General features: G+C 53.5%; 18 protein-coding genes. 9 read left to right on the top strand and 9 right to left on the bottom strand.

Going from position 1 to position 16,602, the window contains the following annotated elements; genetic code table 11:
• The first annotated feature begins 107 nt into the window (after positions 1-107).
• Positions 108-1,406, top strand: a complete 1,299-nt coding sequence (locus MHI43_RS03235) for an aspartate aminotransferase family protein (protein ID WP_036664636.1) — start codon at positions 108-110, stop codon at positions 1,404-1,406.
• Between the two features lie 20 nt (positions 1,407-1,426).
• Positions 1,427-2,302 carry a UbiA-like polyprenyltransferase gene (locus MHI43_RS03240; RefSeq protein WP_036664635.1) on the top strand — a complete coding sequence of 292 codons (876 nt, stop codon included), beginning with the start codon at positions 1,427-1,429 and terminating at the stop codon, positions 2,300-2,302.
• Between the two features lie 66 nt (positions 2,303-2,368).
• Here MHI43_RS03240 and MHI43_RS03245 read toward each other — a convergent pair whose 3' ends face one another.
• The gene (locus MHI43_RS03245; protein ID WP_012818819.1) at positions 2,369-4,117 is read right to left on the bottom strand and encodes an alpha-glycosidase; all 1,749 of its coding nucleotides are present in this window, start codon (positions 4,115-4,117) and stop codon (positions 2,369-2,371) included.
• A 343-nt stretch (positions 4,118-4,460) separates the two neighbouring features.
• Between MHI43_RS03245 and MHI43_RS03250 the strand changes: the two genes are divergently transcribed.
• Both MHI43_RS03250 and MHI43_RS03255 read left to right on the top strand, forming a co-directional pair.
• On the top strand, positions 4,461-4,721 hold the full coding sequence (locus MHI43_RS03250; protein WP_012818820.1) for a metal-sensitive transcriptional regulator: 261 nt from the start codon (positions 4,461-4,463) through the stop codon (positions 4,719-4,721).
• Positions 4,722-4,817: 96 nt separating this feature from the next.
• Positions 4,818-5,831 carry an NADP-dependent oxidoreductase gene (locus MHI43_RS03255; protein WP_012818821.1) on the top strand — a complete coding sequence of 338 codons (1,014 nt, stop codon included), beginning with the start codon at positions 4,818-4,820 and terminating at the stop codon, positions 5,829-5,831.
• 170 nt (positions 5,832-6,001) lie between these two features.
• On the opposite strand, the gene MHI43_RS03260 is transcribed toward MHI43_RS03255, so the two are convergent.
• The 3 genes from MHI43_RS03260 to MHI43_RS03270 form a co-directional block, all read right to left on the bottom strand.
• The gene (locus MHI43_RS03260; RefSeq protein WP_009595968.1) at positions 6,002-6,493 is read right to left on the bottom strand and encodes a cytochrome c biogenesis protein CcdC; all 492 of its coding nucleotides are present in this window, start codon (positions 6,491-6,493) and stop codon (positions 6,002-6,004) included.
• Between the two features lie 109 nt (positions 6,494-6,602).
• The gene (locus tag MHI43_RS03265; RefSeq protein WP_036664634.1) at positions 6,603-7,178 is read right to left on the bottom strand and encodes a TetR/AcrR family transcriptional regulator; all 576 of its coding nucleotides are present in this window, start codon (positions 7,176-7,178) and stop codon (positions 6,603-6,605) included.
• Complete coding sequence (locus MHI43_RS03270; protein WP_036664633.1) at positions 7,175-7,894, bottom strand: MBL fold metallo-hydrolase; 720 nt, start codon at positions 7,892-7,894, stop codon at positions 7,175-7,177. The genes MHI43_RS03265 and MHI43_RS03270 overlap by 4 nt, the downstream gene beginning before the upstream one ends.
• Before the next feature lie 227 nt (positions 7,895-8,121).
• On the opposite strand from MHI43_RS03270, the gene MHI43_RS03275 reads away from it, so the two are divergent.
• The 3 genes from MHI43_RS03275 (at position 8,122) to MHI43_RS03285 (ending at position 10,376) form a co-directional block, all read left to right on the top strand.
• Positions 8,122-8,313 (top strand): hypothetical protein, encoded by a 192-nt coding sequence (locus MHI43_RS03275; protein WP_009595964.1) that lies wholly within the window; start codon positions 8,122-8,124, stop codon positions 8,311-8,313.
• Positions 8,314-8,455: 142 nt separating this feature from the next.
• On the top strand, positions 8,456-8,986 hold the full coding sequence (locus MHI43_RS03280) for a sigma-70 family RNA polymerase sigma factor (protein ID WP_012818824.1): 531 nt from the start codon (positions 8,456-8,458) through the stop codon (positions 8,984-8,986).
• Entirely contained in the window at positions 8,979-10,376 is a 1,398-nt protein-coding gene (locus tag MHI43_RS03285; RefSeq protein ID WP_036664632.1) for a DUF4179 domain-containing protein, read from the top strand. Before MHI43_RS03280 ends, MHI43_RS03285 begins: the two co-directional genes overlap by 8 nt.
• A 2-nt stretch (positions 10,377-10,378) precedes the next feature.
• Here the strand turns inward: MHI43_RS03285 and MHI43_RS03290 are convergent, their stop codons facing one another.
• The 4 genes from MHI43_RS03290 to MHI43_RS03305 all read right to left on the bottom strand — a co-directional run bounded on the left by MHI43_RS03290 (position 10,379) and on the right by MHI43_RS03305 (position 13,023).
• Positions 10,379-10,588 carry a hypothetical protein gene (locus MHI43_RS03290; RefSeq protein ID WP_036664631.1) on the bottom strand — a complete coding sequence of 70 codons (210 nt, stop codon included), beginning with the start codon at positions 10,586-10,588 and terminating at the stop codon, positions 10,379-10,381.
• 177 nt (positions 10,589-10,765) lie between these two features.
• Positions 10,766-11,176 carry a hypothetical protein gene (locus tag MHI43_RS03295; RefSeq protein ID WP_012818827.1) on the bottom strand — a complete coding sequence of 137 codons (411 nt, stop codon included), beginning with the start codon at positions 11,174-11,176 and terminating at the stop codon, positions 10,766-10,768.
• Between the two features lie 137 nt (positions 11,177-11,313).
• On the bottom strand, positions 11,314-11,700 hold the full coding sequence (locus MHI43_RS03300; RefSeq protein ID WP_012818828.1) for a hypothetical protein: 387 nt from the start codon (positions 11,698-11,700) through the stop codon (positions 11,314-11,316).
• Between the two features lie 162 nt (positions 11,701-11,862).
• Positions 11,863-13,023, bottom strand: coding sequence for a copper amine oxidase N-terminal domain-containing protein (locus MHI43_RS03305; RefSeq protein WP_012818829.1), 1,161 nt, complete (start codon positions 13,021-13,023; stop codon positions 11,863-11,865).
• 237 nt (positions 13,024-13,260) lie between these two features.
• Between MHI43_RS03305 and MHI43_RS03310 the strand changes: the two genes are divergently transcribed.
• Positions 13,261-14,334 (top strand): lactonase family protein, encoded by a 1,074-nt coding sequence (locus MHI43_RS03310; protein ID WP_012818830.1) that lies wholly within the window; start codon positions 13,261-13,263, stop codon positions 14,332-14,334.
• Positions 14,335-14,490: 156 nt separating this feature from the next.
• On the opposite strand, the gene sleB is transcribed toward MHI43_RS03310, so the two are convergent.
• Complete coding sequence (gene sleB, locus MHI43_RS03315) at positions 14,491-15,150, bottom strand: spore cortex-lytic enzyme (RefSeq protein ID WP_081746344.1); 660 nt, start codon at positions 15,148-15,150, stop codon at positions 14,491-14,493.
• A gap of 360 nt (positions 15,151-15,510) precedes the next feature.
• Here sleB and MHI43_RS03320 point away from each other — a divergent pair, with 360 nt between their 5' ends.
• A complete protein-coding gene (locus tag MHI43_RS03320) occupies positions 15,511-16,587 on the top strand; it encodes a sulfate ABC transporter substrate-binding protein (protein ID WP_036664629.1) in 1,077 nt (358 codons plus the stop codon).
• The last annotated feature ends 15 nt before the right edge of the window (positions 16,588-16,602 follow it).

Here is a 16,602-nt window from a genome sequence, read left to right on the forward strand (position 1 = left end):
TCCCTTAGAGACGGGGCAGGAAGATGATCCGATGCGAGGCACCGTTTTCCTCAGTCTCTATCACGGAACATGGAAAAACGGAAATAATCGAAAGAGGGGGAGCATCCATGAAACATGATGGCCATAACCATATCGGTCCGGAAGCCGTCGCTGCCAAGCGCCGGCGGTACGGCTATCCTTGCACGGCGCATTTCTACAGCGAACCGCCCCAGATCGTCGGCGGCAAGATGCATACGCTTTACGGCCATGACGGCAAAGCTTATGTCGACTTCTTCACGGGCGTGTCGGTCGTTGCCTGCGGCCATTGCAATGAAGCCATTACGGCGAGAACGATCGAACAGCTGCAGACGCTGCAGCATACGTCAACCATTTACCTTACCCAGCCGATGGTGGACCTGGCGGAGCGGTTGGCGAACGGCGTTTTGCCCGGCAACTTAAAGCGAACGTTCTTTGTGAACAGCGGCTCCGAGGCGAATGAAGGCGCGCTGCTCGCCGCGCGTCTGCACACGAAACGCCGCAGCTTCCTGGCGCTGGAATACGGCCTTCATGGGCGCACCTTCCTGACCATGAACGTGACCGGCATCCCGATGTGGCGTGCCGACGATTTCCTGGATGAAGACGTGGCTGCGTTTATTCCACGACCTTATGATCCTGGCATGGATCAGGATGCCGCTGCCCGCCGCTCCCTGGACGCCTTGGCGAGCGTGCTCGCTGCGAAGGGAGACAGCTTTGCTGCCATGATCGTAGAGCCGATCCAAGGCAACGGGGGAATGATCGCGCCGCCGGATTGGTATTTCCGCGAGCTGAAGGCGATGCTGGAGGAGCACGGCATTCTCCTGATTGCCGACGAAATCCAGACAGGCTGCGGCCGCACCGGACGCATGTTCGCGATCGAGCATTACGGCATCGTGCCCGATATTCTCACCATGGCGAAGGCCTTGGGCAATGGCGTGCCGATCGGCGCGTTCTGCACGACGGATGAGATCGCCGCCAGTCTGAATCGGCCTTCGGCTTCGACCTTTGGCGGCAATCCGGTGTCATCGGCGACGGCGCTTGCCGTATTGGATTACATCGAGCAGGAAGGCTTGGTCGAACGTTCTCTGCGCGTTGGCGGGCGGCTCATCGAAGGCTTGAGGGAGCTGCAGGGCCGGTACGAGCTTATCGCTGATGTCCGAGGCAAAGGGTTTATGGCCGGAGCCGAAATCCGGGGTGCGACCGACGAGGAGAGCGCAGCATGGACGGATATTATTCTGGAGCGCATGAAGGATGAGGGCTTTATTATCGGCAAAAATGGGGTGGGCCGAAACGTGCTGGCCTTTCAGCCCGCCATGATCATCCCGGAGGAAGAGATCGAAGCGATGCTCCGTGCCTTGGATAAGGTGCTGGCAGGGTTATCGCAAACATAAACGAATGAGGTTGGATCCGGATGCAGATGATGTATAAAGTCGTTCATAAGACCAAAATGTTCGGAGAACTGGTGATGTTCTCCCACACGCTGTTCTCGCTGCCCTTTGCGATCATATCCATGGTCTGGGCCGCCGGCGGCGTGCCGTCATGGCATGTCATGCTGTGGTCGTTGATTGCGCTGGTGGCCGCCCGCAACGGGGCCAATGCCTTCAATCGCGTCGTCGATTTGAAGTTCGACGCGGCCAACCCGAGAACGGCGGACCGCCATATGCCAAGAAAGCTTCTGCTGCCTCGCGAGGTGTACGTATTTGTGGTCGTTAACTTTGCCGTCTTTATTCTCGCGGCAGGCATGCTGAATCCGCTCTGCTTGGGGCTATCACCGGCAGCGATTGTGCTGATCTGCACGTACTCGTACACCAAGCGCTTCACCTGGCTGTGCCATCTGTACCTGGGCTTTACGATCGCTTCGGCTCCGATCGGGGCATGGTTTGCCGTAACGGGGGAGTTGGCCTTCATTCCGTTTATCATCGGCACGGTCGTGATGCTGTGGATTGCGGGATTTGATATCATCTACGCCACGCAGGATATCGAATTCGATCGCAGCACCGGCTTATGGAGCATTCCCCGCGCGTTTGGATTCGAAGGCGGACTGCTCATTTCCAGAATGCTGCACGGGATTATGGTCATGCTGCTGCTTTCCCTTTACTTTATCCAAGGTTTGGACTGGCTCTACTTGACGGGAATTGCCATCTCGGTGCTGCTGCTGGCCGTGGAGCATCGCATGATCAAGCCTTCCAGCCGCAGACGGATGCAGCTTGCCTCCTACAATCTGAATCAGGTGATTAGTCTGACGATTCTGCTGTTTACTTTGGCGGATCAGTTTTTGCTCGGATAAAAAAGACTCCCTTCGACTGCCGGCCCGCATACTCGGGCTCGATGGCATTCAAAGGGAGTTTCGTGTTTATTGCCCGGCTTTCAAGATCGCAAAGCCGTAAGCAGGCAGCTTCACGGTCAGCTGGCCTTGCTTCGCGCTGAGGCCTTCGCCGTTCCACAGGTTCGTCCACTGGCGGTCCAGCACAGGGAGGGTCATCGTGTTGCCCGCCTTGTCGTTGTTGACGGCAATGAGGATCGTTTCATTGTCGTCCTCGCGCAGGTAAGCGATTTTGCCCCCGTTCTTCTCGGCCTTCAAAAATTTGAAGGTTCCCGTGCGGAGAGCGGAATGCTCTTTGCGGAGCTTAATGAGCGTTTGGTAGAAATGGAAGAGGTCTTTGTCGTGTTTCGACTCGTCCCACTCCATGCATTTGCGGCAGCCCGGATCGTGCCCGCCGTCCATGCCGATTTCGTCGCCGTAATAGATGCAAGGCGTGCCGAAGTACGTGAACTGGAACATGGCGGCCAGCTTCATCAGGCGTTTGTCGCCGTTCGCCTGCGTTAACAGTCTTGCGGTGTCATGGCTGTCCAGCAGGTTGAACATCACTTCGCTGGCCTGTCTTGGATAGCCGGCAAGCTGCTTGCCGAGCATGAAGGAGAACTTCTCGGCATCGGCGGTACGGTTGATGAAGAAATCCAGTACGGCATTCGTGAACGGGTAGTTCATGACGGCGTCGAACTGGTCGCCTTCCAGCCAGATGGAGGATTCATGCCACACTTCGCCAAGGATGTAAGCATCCGGGTTGGCTTTTTTTACGACTTGGCGGAATTCGCGCCAGAAGCTGTGTCCCACCTCGTTGGCTACATCCAGGCGCCAGCCGTCGATGCCCGTTTCCTTGATCCAGTACTCCGCCGCCTTGAGCAGATAAGCCCGGACTTCCGGATTCTCCGTATTCAGCTTCGGCATCAGCGGCTCGAACGCAAACGTATCGTAAGTCGGAATGCCGTCCACCACTTCCAGCGGCAAGGAGCGGACGTAGAACCAATCCTTGTATTTGGAGTTCAAACCGTTCTTCTGCACGTCGACGAACGGGGCAAACGTTCTGCCGGAATGATTGAAGACCGCATCCAGCAGAACGCGGATTCCGCGCGCGTGGCACAGATCAACGAGTTTCTTCAGCGTGTCCTTGTCGCCGAACTGCGGATCGATTTCCATATAGTCTTCGGTATCGTATTTATGGTTTGTCGTTGCCGTGAACAGCGGCGTGAAATAAATCGCATTGACGCCGAGCTCGCTTAAATGGTCGAGATGGTCGATAACCCCTTGCAGGTCACCGCCAAAGAAGTTCTTCGGCGTCGGTTCGGCGCTGCCCCAAGGCAAGGCGCCTTCCGGGTCATTGCTCGTGTCCCCGTTCGCGAAGCGTTCCGGGAAAATTTGATAGAAAATCGCGTCTTTGACCCATGCCGGCGGATGAAAAACGTCATCCGGATTGATGAACGGGTATTCGAACAGGCGGTCCGGATTGGCCGGCGGCTCCGTCAGGAAATCATATTCGGTCATCCAGCGCTTCTCGTCGCCCTGCTGCAGCAGGAAGCCGTATTTCAAGCGGCGGTATGGAGGAGTTGCCTCACACTCCCAATAGTCGAACATTTCATCCGAGGACAGCTTGGTCATCGGAATGTATTCCATCGTTTGATCCCACAGGTACTTGTCGCCTGCAAGGGCATACACTTCGGTAAGATCGTCCTTTTTGGTGCGGATTCTGAGATGGATGGTCGTGCCGTTATAAGCGTAAGACCAGTTTTTGCGCGGGCGGTGATAGATGGCTTCCAGAAACATCGATAATTCCTCCTTAAATAGTAAAATAAAAAAAAGGCACAGCCAGGACTATGAATAGCCGAGGTTGTACCTTTGTAAGATAACATTGCCTTTAAATTATGAGGTTTGAATCGGGTTGCTTATGAATTCATTAGCTGATTAAAAATATACCACGCGCTCTGAGCGTATTCAAGCCCTAAGTACAAGCGGCAGATCTCCATGCTGCATCGAAGCCGGAACGACCAGGTTCTCAGCGAGATCTTGCCGGGAGGGGCAGTCAAGAGGAAAGAGCCGGCGTTTGTTGTATAATAAAGGGATAAGGGCAAGCCTGACAAGCAGATACGCAATGAGGAGGACAACATATATGCAATACGACGATCAGATGAAAAACCGGATCAAGCGGATTGAAGGACAGCTTCGCGGCATTTTGAAGATGATGGAGGAAAACAAGGACTGCAGGGAGGTCATCACGCAATTATCCGCTTCGCGTACGGCAATCGACCGGACCATTGGCGTTGTCGTAAGCTCCAATCTGGTGGACTGCGTGCGCAAGGCCGAAGCGAACGGCGAGGATACGGAGAAGCTTGTGCAGGATGCCGTTAATTTGCTCGTAAAGAGCAGGTAGGGGATGAAGGACGGGCGCGGCAAAGGCTAGGAAATTGGTAAACGGACAAAATGGGTAAAGATAAGATGACGGCTTTACTAAAAGGAGGGTACTCAGATGTCCGTGAATGAACGAATTTTACTAGCCAAGCGGCCGCAAGGCATGCCGGAGGAGTCGGATTTTACGTTTGAGGAGCAGCCTTTGCCCGTACCTCAAGCCGGAGAAGTCCTTGTACGGACCGTGTATTTATCGGTAGACCCGTATATGAGGGGCAGAATGAGCGATGCCAAGAGTTATGCCAAGCCATATGAGGTAGGGCAGGTTATCGCCGGAGGCGCAGTAGGGCAGGTCATGGAATCGACGGATCCGACCTATCGGGAGGGCGATTTTGTTGCAGGCACCTGGGGCTGGCAGCGCTTTGCCGCCGTACGCACCGGGACGCTGCGCAAGGTCAACCCGGATCTGGCACCCGTCTCGACCGCGCTGGGCGTGTTGGGGATGACCGGTTTGACGGCTTATTTCGGACTCCTGGATATCGGTCAGCCGAAGGAAGGGGAGACAGTGGTTGTATCGGGCGCCGCTGGCGCCGTTGGCATGATTGTCGGGCAGATTGCCAAGATCAAGGGAGCCCGGGTGGTCGGTATTGCCGGTTCTGACGAAAAGACCGGATACCTGACCGGGAAGCTCGGCTTTGACGTTGCGATCAATTACCGGACCGAAGATGTGGCTTCGGCTTTGGCGGAAGCTTGTCCGGGCGGGGTTGACGTCTATTTTGACAATGTCGGCGGCGAGGTGTCGGATGCGGTTCTGCGCCTGATCAACAAAAATGCGCGGATCCCGATTTGCGGCCAAATCGCGCTCTATAACCTGGAGAAGCCGGATACGGGCCCAAGAATCCAGAGCCTGCTGCTGACCAATACGGCACTGATGAAGGGCTTTCTGGTCGGCGATTACGCCAGCAGGTACAATGAGGCACTGCAGGAGCTGGCCGAATGGCTAAGGGATGGCAAGATTCAGTACACCGAGAATATCGCCGACGGCTTCGACAAGACGATTGAGGCGTTTCTGGGGCTGTTCTCCGGAGAAAATCTCGGGAAACAGCTGGTGAAGGTAAGCGAAGAACAAAGCTGATCCTTTGACATACAAAAAATAAAAGAGTGTCGATTTCACGACTTCGCAAGTCTCCTCTGAGGGAGCTTTGCGGCCGGAAGGGCAATTGCCTCCCGGATGGCGTGATCATCGGCACTCTTCTTTTTGCGCTTAACTAAGTTTCATGACTGGTTTACGTTGGAACATGTCCGCTATATCGCCGCCTCCGGCGTCATGAACTGCTGATACTGGCGGTACATCGAAATGCGCCAATGGACAATCATGCCGTAAGCGAGCATGAAAAACAGCGCCGCGGTCTGCGGAATGGAAATATGCTGTTCAATATATCCATGGAGCAGGAGCCTGACGGCCAGCAGGCCAAGCAGAATATACACGAAGCTTTTCGATCTCTGCATGAAGATCTGGCCGTCGACCTTCTCGAATTTGGTGCTGCGGATCAGTGGGTACGAGAAGATGAACCAGCCTACCAAAAAGGCGATTCCCGCCCACCATAAGGGGATGCGTACCTGCGGCTCAACGAACATCAGGAATCCGGTGCTCATCGCTACGGGAGGGATGATAATCTTCTTGACGGTTACGGGACGGTTGCTCGCTTTCATTCGAATGAAAATAACGGCCAACGCCATAACCAGCATCGCGATCGTAGAGCCTATCTGAAGAATTGGGGAATCGAAATTAACCACAATTCAGACCTCTTTCCATAAATAAAATGACATCACAATGTGCTGCCTTATGATTATAGCACATTCTGATGCCAGGCAAAATCAGGCAGGCGCAGGAGGTACGGCCCTTCTAGCGCCGTCCGTCTTGTAGATGGAGCCCGGTGACGAAACTCCGGATCATGAAATCCAGGCTGTCGTCAACACTCAGATCCATGGCGAATTGGCCTGCGCGTTCCAGGGAAGAGAAGCCGTGGCATAGGCTGCGAAGGGTCCGTACGGCATGCAACGCTTCCGCCTCGCTGAGCTGGTAAGGGGCCAGGATTTGAAGCAGCAGCTCGACAATCTGATTCCCTACTTGCTGCGTTTCCTGCTCTTCGGGACGGACCGGCTGCAAGGCGGCTTCGTACAATCCGGGGTGTGTTCGAGCAAAGTCGACATAAGTAAGGCATACAAGGCGCAGGGCATCTTCGCCCGACCGGCCGGCGGCAGCCTTCAGCAGTTGGTCATGGAGCGTCTGGAGGCCATGCCGCATCAGGGCGGCATGCAGACCGGAAAGCCCGTCTACGTGGTTATACAGGGAAGGGGAGCGAACGCCCAGCTTGGCTGCAAGCGCAGCCAGGGTCACCGCGTGAAGTCCCTCCCGATCCGCTAATTCGGCAGCGGTTTGAAGCAGTTGAAGCCGATCGATGCCTGGTCTTGGACTCATCGTGCATTCCTCCTCAACGTTGATTCGGCTTCCGCAACGGCCTGCTGCATGGCACCCGCCGGATTTCTCAGCATCCGTCCATGGCCGACAGCCAGAACGGCGGGCTTGAGCGCGGTAAGCATTCCGGCGCTTTCCAAGGCCTGCTCCTTGCTCCAGGTGGCCATGGCAGGGAACGGAAACCATGGTTTCATGACGCCCGATACGGCCAATCCGCCACGCGTCTGCCAAGCATCGCCGGCGATCAGGATGCCGCTGCGCTCATCGAGAAACGCCATATGCCCCGGCGTGTGGCCTGGAGTCGCGATGACCTTGAGGGAACCAATGGAGTCCCCGTCCTCCAGAAGAACGTCCGGAACGGTGGTAATGTTCTTCGGGATATCCCCGCGTATCGGCGTTTGCGGCTCTCCGGGCTGGAGCTCGGCATTTCCTTTCAACAGCAGCGCATCGCGCCTCGAGATGCAGACCGAGGCATTCGGAAGCTCCTTCTTTAACCCGTCGAGCGCACCGACATGGTCGCCGTGGGCATGGGTCAACACGATCCGTTTAATGGGTTTTCCGATATCGGCCGCAGCCTGCAGGATTCCCTTTTGGGAAAATGACATCCCCGCATCGATGAGGGAAAACCCGTCGCTTTCTTCTACAAGGTAAACATTGATCGGAAAAAGGCGAGGAAGAAAAGAAATTTGAGTCACCTGTTCAATCGTCGTTCTTAACATAAAGCCGTACCCCTTTCGCCTAAAACTAATGTTATTAGTATAATAACTAATGATATTAGTTTTAGCAAGCCTGATTTTAACATTTTCATGAATAGAGCCTTTGAACCACTAAAATTTTTATATATTTACCAAATTTTGAGTGCAATTTTCGTCGGTTTGCGTTACCATAAAGATAGATATACGGAAAAAAATGTAGGTTGTTTAGATAAGGGTGAGGAGCGGACGATATGGATATGTTCAAACGCATCGTACTTCTGATGGTGATGTATGCCTTCTCCGCAGTTCTGTTATACGTAGCCAGCCAGCACACGCCATATCTGCTTCCTGTCATCTGGATCTCCGCTCTGATGCTGCTGTTATGCGGCATCGGTTATCTGGGATACCATTATTTCTTTAAAGGACGCAGAAGACGAAGTTAATTGGGACTGACATACAAGTCTGCCTTGCCCGGGCGGGCTTTTTTTGTGCATAAAAATAAAAAAACCGTTTGATTGGCTTCGCAGTCTTTATATAGAGTGAAGTAAACAGCGAGGCAGGTCGAACGAGGGGAAGGTATATCGGATGTTGGAAACTAAAGAGCTGGCGGCTGCGGCATGCAGGGGAGACGAGGAAGCGTTCTATGCACTCGTCACGGAGCATCGGAGGCGCCTATATGGAATTGCGTACAGTTATCTGCATAACGAGAGCGACGCTTTGGAGGCATTGCAGGAGACGGTATGCCGGGCGTGGATGAAATGCCGGAAGCTGAAGCATCCGGAGGCGTTCGTCCCTTGGCTCATTCGGATATTGATTAACTGCTGCGTGGATGAACAGAAACGGAAAAAGCGCATGCTTCCCGTAGAAGAAGTGCGCAGCCGGGAGACGGCTGCGGAGATGGTCAGCGACAGCAAGCTGGATCTGGAGCGCGCGCTGAGCCGCATGAAGCCCAAATATCGCCATGTGCTGATCTTGAAATATTACCAGGACATGACGATCAGCGATATCGCGCATATTCTCGATGTACCGGAGGGAACGGTCAAAACCCGGCTGCATCAAGGATTAAAGCTGCTTCGGCAAAAAATCGAGCCAGGAGGTGCCGTATTCCATGTTTGAGAAGGAAGAGCGGATGCTGAACGAGATGAATAGGGATGCGGGGATCTACACGGCGGTTGTGTCCGATGAAGCATTGGATGCGGCCGTTCGAAGCGGAATGCGGAGAGGACGGCGCATGCAGCGGAGCCGGAAGCGGATGGCTGCCTTTTCTGCCGTGATCGCCACCGTAGCTGCCGCACTGCTGTTCGTGGTATGGGGCGGAGATGGAGGCATCGTGGAGCCGAAGGAGCAAATGGCGGCGCAAGGGCCGTACCCGCCATTGACCGGGTTTGATCTCGGAGAAGATATTACGCTGAATACGGCTAACCAACACGGCATGATCCAGCCGGTGAATCAATCGGTGACCCGGGGGGATTATACGGTAACGCTGAACGGGATACTTGTCGGCTCCCAGCAGATGGAGGTGTTTTATACGATCCAAAACGATGCGGAGTATCACGCGGACCTAAAGCGGGTCGAGATGAAACGTAAGGGCTCCAGCCAGTCGCTGCCATACAGCATCGGGTCGTCGGGTGGAACCCAGATTAAGCCCGGCCAAACATTCCGTTCCCGATCGGACATTCATATGGGCGAGAACCAATCCGTGCCCGAAGAAATGACGTTATCTTTTAGCATCGCCCCCTATTCAACGAATACGGTGCATCAATCCTCGGCAGAGGGCGAGCAGGTTCTCGATATCGACGTATCCGTTGATATGGAGACCGTCCAAAAGTTTACCCGCACGATTCCGCTCAACAAAATGCTGCAGATTGAGAGTCAAAGGTTCTATTTGAAGGAAGCCGTGTTATCCCCTGCCGGCATCGTCTTGAAAGCGAACATCCCTTCGACCAATACGATGAAGGTATCCGGTTTATGGGACGTGTATTTGGAAACTGTGGTTAACGGCGAGCAGATCCGATTGAACAGCGATTCCGCATTTTTGCCTGGTGCGGGAGGAGGGGACATGACGTACTTCTTCGACAGCAATATATTGGAGAATCCGGATTCGATCACGCTGAAAGCGAGCGGATTCCAAGCGGTGGACCCCTCCGAGATGAAACTGGTGATCGATACGGATAAGAAGGAGATTCTCCGTGCACCGGACGGCGATCTTCGGTTCGGAGCATACACGGGACATACGCTGACAGTGGAATACGAGGAGCGGGCTGACCGGCATATGGGCAGCGTATCGATTGAGCCGGAGTTCGTGGACGGGGAAGGGAACAAGCATACGATCAACGAGGACGCAGGGGGACTCAGTTCCTCGTCCCGATCTTCTACGGATACCGGAATAAGCCTCATCACGCAGTATATCCACCTTAAACCCGGGGATTACCCGCAGCCGCTCACGTTTACGTTAAGCAGCTACCCTGGCGTTATGGAGCATGCATTCGAGGTACCGATTCGATGAGATTAGAGATGCTGAAAGCTCATCAGAATGACCAATGCGCCGAACGCCAAGGTTACTGTACCCATAAGTTTTAAGTACCATATTCTCAGATCGCTGGGTTCCGTGTCATCTCTCGTTCTTCTGAACCACCAAGAGTACGGGTTGCGGATGGCATATAGGCCGATCCCGATGAGTGCCAGACCCATGAGCAGCACAGAAATGAAATCGAACATTTGATCAGCCCCTCTCTTAAGAGTTACTACGAATGGATTAAGCAGTAAGTTCCGTTACATGAAAAATAGGATGGTCCGAAATTTAGGACACGAAAAAGGAACCGTCCCCGACCATGAAGGCCGGAGGACGGTTCCTTTTTCTCTTTTATATAAATCCTGGATCATGGGTCGATGCCGCTATTCCCTGCGCTCGGTAGGGGAGCTTCCTGCCGGTCCTTTAGCATCCAGCAGCTCGATCAGAGCTTTGGGCACGCCGTTGAGGATCAGCCATTGGCGAAGCGTTTCGATGGCACGGATATGGCCGTTGCCTTCATCCCGCCAGGTCAGCAGCTCGACGACCTTAATGACGAGGAGCATCAGCTCCATTTTGTCATGCTCGGTTTGGTCTGCGCGGACTTTTTGGAATACGGCTTCTTTCTCCCAATCAAGCAATATCTCTTCCCCGATGGTCGGTCGCATGAGTGAATAGCTGTAATCGCACTGCGGGCAGTGAACCGTGGTGAACTGTTCGGATGTGAACGTAACCCCGATTTCCGTTTGACACTGGCGGCAGTGGAATTGGACTTGAATTGCCGAGTTCGTTTCCATGTCTATGTTGCCTCCTTCAAAGAGAAAGGTATCTACTTTTACCCAATAGTCGGTAACTGTGACCCATCTTCCCTTAAGGAGCAGTTTGAAACATGAAAAAGAATCGTCCTCAATAGGCGATTCTTTAAGGAAAAAAGTCAGCGTTTCCTTCTACTCTGCGAGCTCTTCACATGGGTGAACACATTATAGAGGAAAGCGAGAACGCCCAGCGTTACCAGAACGCCTCCCACGGCAATGACCGGCTCTACCGATTCGATGCCGCTCATCAGCAGGGCAAGACCGATCATCATGACGGGAAGACCGATATTGTGCAGCCAGAAATGCACTTTGCCGGCAGTGGACTCCCCGGCAGCCGGGAACAGAACATAAATAACGCCTGCAAGAGCCAGGGACGCCCAGCCCAGAAGATTGACGTGTGCGTGAACCGAGGCGTAATCGTAGCTGTGGGTGATCGACATGTACATGCCGAGCAGCACCCCGAGCACAAAGTAAACAGCAGCGATTTTGATTAATTTAATCCCCATAAAACCCCTCCTTTATGGATTACTATTATGATATATGTCACCTGGGGCGAAGTAGACCTAGACGGAGGAGGATTTAATTAAAGAAGATGCAAAAAAAGAAACCGCGAATTTCCCTTGCCGGGAATTCACGGTTATTTCGTAAGCTTTCATGATATCCGCAATCTATTCAAGCTCCAGCACGTCATAGATCAGCCATTTGCCTTCGGTTTTCTTGAGCCAGTAGAGCGACGTCGAATAAATCGTTTCGCCGTCCGCATCATCGCTTTCTTCGGCATAAACGACGGCGTCTTCACCTTGGAAGAAGACCGTCCGGAGCTCCTCCGATTTGAGGTTGAAATTCACCTCATCGAAGATGCCTTCCTCAATGCTGGTTTGGAACATCTCGTGGAAGACCGAGTCCGGGTGAATGACGGACATGAGCAGCGGGCCATTCTCCTCATTGAAGCCCTTGTACTGAATGTCGATAGACTCCAGGATGGCTTTCAGCTCCGCTTCCGGCACTACGGGACGAGCTTCAAGCAGTTTGTCTCCGAGGAAATATTCTGTCTCGTACAGGTTCAAATCATAGATTTTCCATGCGCCCGACGCATCCTTCTTCAGGAGATTCTCGTAATGGAGCGTAACATCCCATGCAAACGGCCCGCCGATGCGGTCTAGGCTCACACTGGTGTAGGCGTGGATCGACGTTCCGGCTACCGCTACATCCCATACGTCCGCGGATACATGTTTATCGTTCTTGAATTGATCCTGATAGTTTTGCTTAACCTCCGCAAGAACGGGAGATTCGGGGTGGAATACGCTCATAACTTCGTCCAGTTTCTTGGCGCTTCCAGCCTCTTCAATGATATGGTAAAGCTTCTTCACCTCGTCTTCGGCTTTGGCGGTCGCACCCTCGCGGTCAATCTTGACGGTACGCGCCTTGGAATCCCACTTTACCGGGAGTCCAGTGGCCTCAGCCACAAAACGAAGGGGAACCAGCGTATTGCCGCCTTGAGTGAAAGGAGCGATCTGCAGCGTGGTTTTTGCGCCATTGACATAGGCGGTCTTCTGCCCGATCGTCATCTGCAGCTTCTGATCGAGATATGTACCCGTCACCTGCTTGTTCGCGCCGTTCCAATGGACCTTATAATCCAGGGCTTGGAACAAAGGGCGGAATTGAACGAAAGTGACTCCGTTCTTCATGATCGGCGCCGCCGCAAATTGAATTTCCTGGTTATCGAGATAGACCCGGATTTTCCCTTGATCCTTTGCCGGAGCGGCTTGGGCCGCGCTTGCGAACAAGAACAAGAAAGCGATAGCCAGTAGGCTGATTTTTTTCTTCAATGTGCTGTCATCTCCTTCAACGAATGATAGAATAGAGAGGTAATTGTGGTAATCGTACATGATAAAACCAATGGTAGCAATACATTTCTTTGCGTGCAGTAATTGGTAGAGACAGCGCGGTGACGGCTTGCCGGAACGACTTGAAAAAAGGCGGTAGGCATGGGGCTCCGATGGGTAATACATAGTAAGAATCAGGCCGGGCCACCGGATCATTCATCAGACAAAGGAGTGGATCACATGACAGCAGGACAGGAACTGATATTTTACATAGGAACCTATGGTTCGGAAGAAGAGAATCGCATTCATTGGGGGGCGATGGATCGGGCTACCGGGGAGCTGCGCCTGTTAGGCGGTACGGCAGGCATCGAGAACCCGACCTATCTGGATTTCGATGACTCGATTTCCGTATTGTATGCAGCGAGCGAGAAGGGCGAAAGCGATGTGTCGGCTTATTCGGCCAATCTGGTCACCGGCGAATTGACGCTGCTGAATGTTCAGTCTACCGGCTCGTCCGGCGCGTGTCATGTATCCCGCACAACGGACGGGAAGCATCTGCTTACGACAGGGTACGGCGATGGACAGATTTCGGTGCTGGCATTGGAGCAGGACGGACGGGTCGGCGAGCTGGCCTCCAAGATCAAGCACAGCGGACGCGGCCTTCGCGATGACCGACAATCGGAGGCGCATCCCCATTCGATATTCCAAGACCCGGTCAACAAGTATATCCTGGTCAGTGACCTGGGGATGGATGACGTGATTGTGTACCGGCTGGAAGACGGAAAGCTGGTGACCCACCGCGAGATCAGCCTGCCGCCAGGCTCCGGCCCGAGGCATGTGGCTTTTCATCCGTCTGGCAAGTGGGTATACGGCACAAACGAGCTGAACAGCACGGTAACGGCATACGCGAACGACGCAACGTTCGGGGATCTGAAAATATTGCAGCATATCTCGACCTTGCCGGAGGACGTCGTGATGGATAGCAATACATCGGCCCATCTGCTGGTATCTCCTTGCGGCCGTTACCTGTATGCCTCAAATCGGGGACATGACAGCATCGTCCAATATGTAATCGACCAGGAAGCCGGTACGCTCCGTGCCGTCAACTGGGTGTCTTCCGGCGGCAAAACGCCGCGCCACTTCAATATACTGCCGGATGGCTTCCTGCTTACGGCGAATCAGGATAACGGATTGATCGCAAGCTTCCGGATCGACCCGGATACGGGGAATCTGGTCTCTACGGGCTATACGTTGGAAGTCACGCGCCCGGTGTGCATTTGTCCCGTGGAGAAGGCAAAAGCAAACAAACGTTAACTTATATGAAAGAAGAAGCAGCTTGAAGACCCGGGAAGGGAATCAAGCTGCTTCTTTTATGCGTCTCTCCTTGCCCGCAGCGACGGACAAGGAACAAGGCGTCGAAAATTCTGTCTTCGTTTGTTTCAGCTAATGAAAGATTAACTGAATGAATCCTTAATGAGCAAAAATATGATTGCCGATCTGCAGCACTTGCGGCCTGGACCAGATCCAGTCGCTGGTCGCGGTTTTAGGATTGAAATAATACAGGGATTCGTAAGTCGGATCCCAGCCGCGAACGGCATCCAATGCGGCAAGATAGGCGGAACGGTTCGGCGTCAGCCAGTATTGTCCGTCATCCACGGCCGTAAAAGCCCCTTTTTGAAAGACGACGCCCCGAATGTCATTCGGAAATTCGCTGGATTGAATGCGGTTCATGACAACGGCCCCGACCGCAACCTGCCCTTTGTACGGCTCACCGCGGGCTTCGCTGTAAATGACTTTGGCCATGACGTCCATTTCGGATTGATTCAACGTATATTTTTTCAGCTGTCTCCAGGTTTGCGCACCGGTAATTCCATCGGCTGGCACGCCGTATTCTTTTTGAAAACGGCTAACGGCTGCTTTCGTGTTTGCGCCATATTTGCCATCCAGCGGCTGCGTGTAGAAGTCCAGCGTTTTCAGGCGATATTGAAGGTCCCAGACATCCCCGTTTTCACTGCCGGGCTTTAACGTCGGAGCGGCCTCCGTCGTTTGGGCGAATGTCGGCAGGATCAGAAGAACACTAAGGAAAAAAGCGGTTATGATTTTCCGTATTGGCTTTCTTATCGTGATCAACTCCTTTGGGGTAGAATTATAAGGTTGGAAACGGGTTCATACAACCATCAGTAAATGGAAAACCGCGCCGTGACTGCGTTTGTTGTACCAAAAATGGTTCTATGGTCCGAATGGTCCTAAACTTGAAATTTTTTGAAAAAAAGGTTTGACAGCAGAAGGGGGACTTATTACAATAGCAACATAACATACTAAACAGGTAGGAATTATAATATATTGTTCTCACCGTATCGACGGAGGAACGCTCGAAGAACAAGGGCAGGCACGGTTGCAAACCGGCTTGACTCTGTTCCGATGAGCCTTCCTCCGTCTTTTTTTGCCATGGGGCCTGTTTAGTAGAGAAGAATAGGGGGAGTGATCCATATGAAAAAGGTGTTGAAGCAAGGGGTTCTCATCGGATTAACAGTCATGCTGACGGCGGCGCTTACGGCTTGCGGCTCACAGAAAACAGAAACGGCCGCAACCGCCGGCGAAGCAACGCCTGCTTCGGGTTCAAGCAAGCCGAGTGTGGAACTGCTTAATGTTTCTTACGATCCGACCCGGGAGTTATACGATCAGTACAACAAGGCATTCGCGGCGCATTGGGAGAAGGAACAAGGCCAGAAGGTGACGTTTAAGCAATCGCACGGAGGTTCGGGCAAGCAAAGCCGTTCGGTTATCGACGGTTTGGAGGCGGATGTGGTGACACTGGCCCTCGGATACGATATCGATGCGATCCGTCAAGCCGGATTGATCAATGAAGGCTGGGAGAGCAAGTTTGAGCATAACAGCGCGCCTTACACCTCGACCATCGTTTTCCTCGTCCGCAAAGGAAACCCGAAAGGCATCCAGGATTGGCCGGATCTGATTAAGGAGGGCGTGGAGGTCATCACGCCGAACCCGCAGACCTCCGGCGGTGCACGGTGGAACTATCTGGCGGCATGGGGTTATGCACTCAAGGTTAACAACAACGACGAAGCGAAAGCACAGGAATTCGTGAAAGAGCTGTTCACCCATGTGCCGGTGCTGGACAGCGGCGCACGGGGAGCGACAACCACCTTTGTGGAACGCGGAATCGGGGACGTGCTGCTGGCTTGGGAGAATGAAGCCTATCTCTCGATTAACGAGCTGGGACCGGATAAATTCGAAATCGTGAACCCGTCCGTCAGCATTTTGGCAGAACCGCCGGTTGCCGTCGTGGATAAGAACGTTGACAAGCGCGGCACCCGGGAGGTGGCCGAAGCCTATCTGGAATACCTGTACAGCGAAGAGGGGCAGACGATTGCGGCGGAGAACTACTACCGTCCGACGCTTGCCAGCGTAGCCGACAAATACAAGGAGAAATTCCCGGCCATTGAATTGTTTACGCTCAAGGACGTGTTTGGAACATGGGAAGAGACGCAAACCAAGCATTTTAATGACGGCGGCATCTTTAATCAGATTTACGTGCCAGGCAGCTGATCGGCATAACCGCCG

This window comes from Paenibacillus sp. FSL H8-0457 (assembly GCF_038051935.1).
Classification (GTDB): Bacteria; Bacillota; Bacilli; order Paenibacillales; family Paenibacillaceae; genus Paenibacillus_AQ; species Paenibacillus_AQ lautus_A.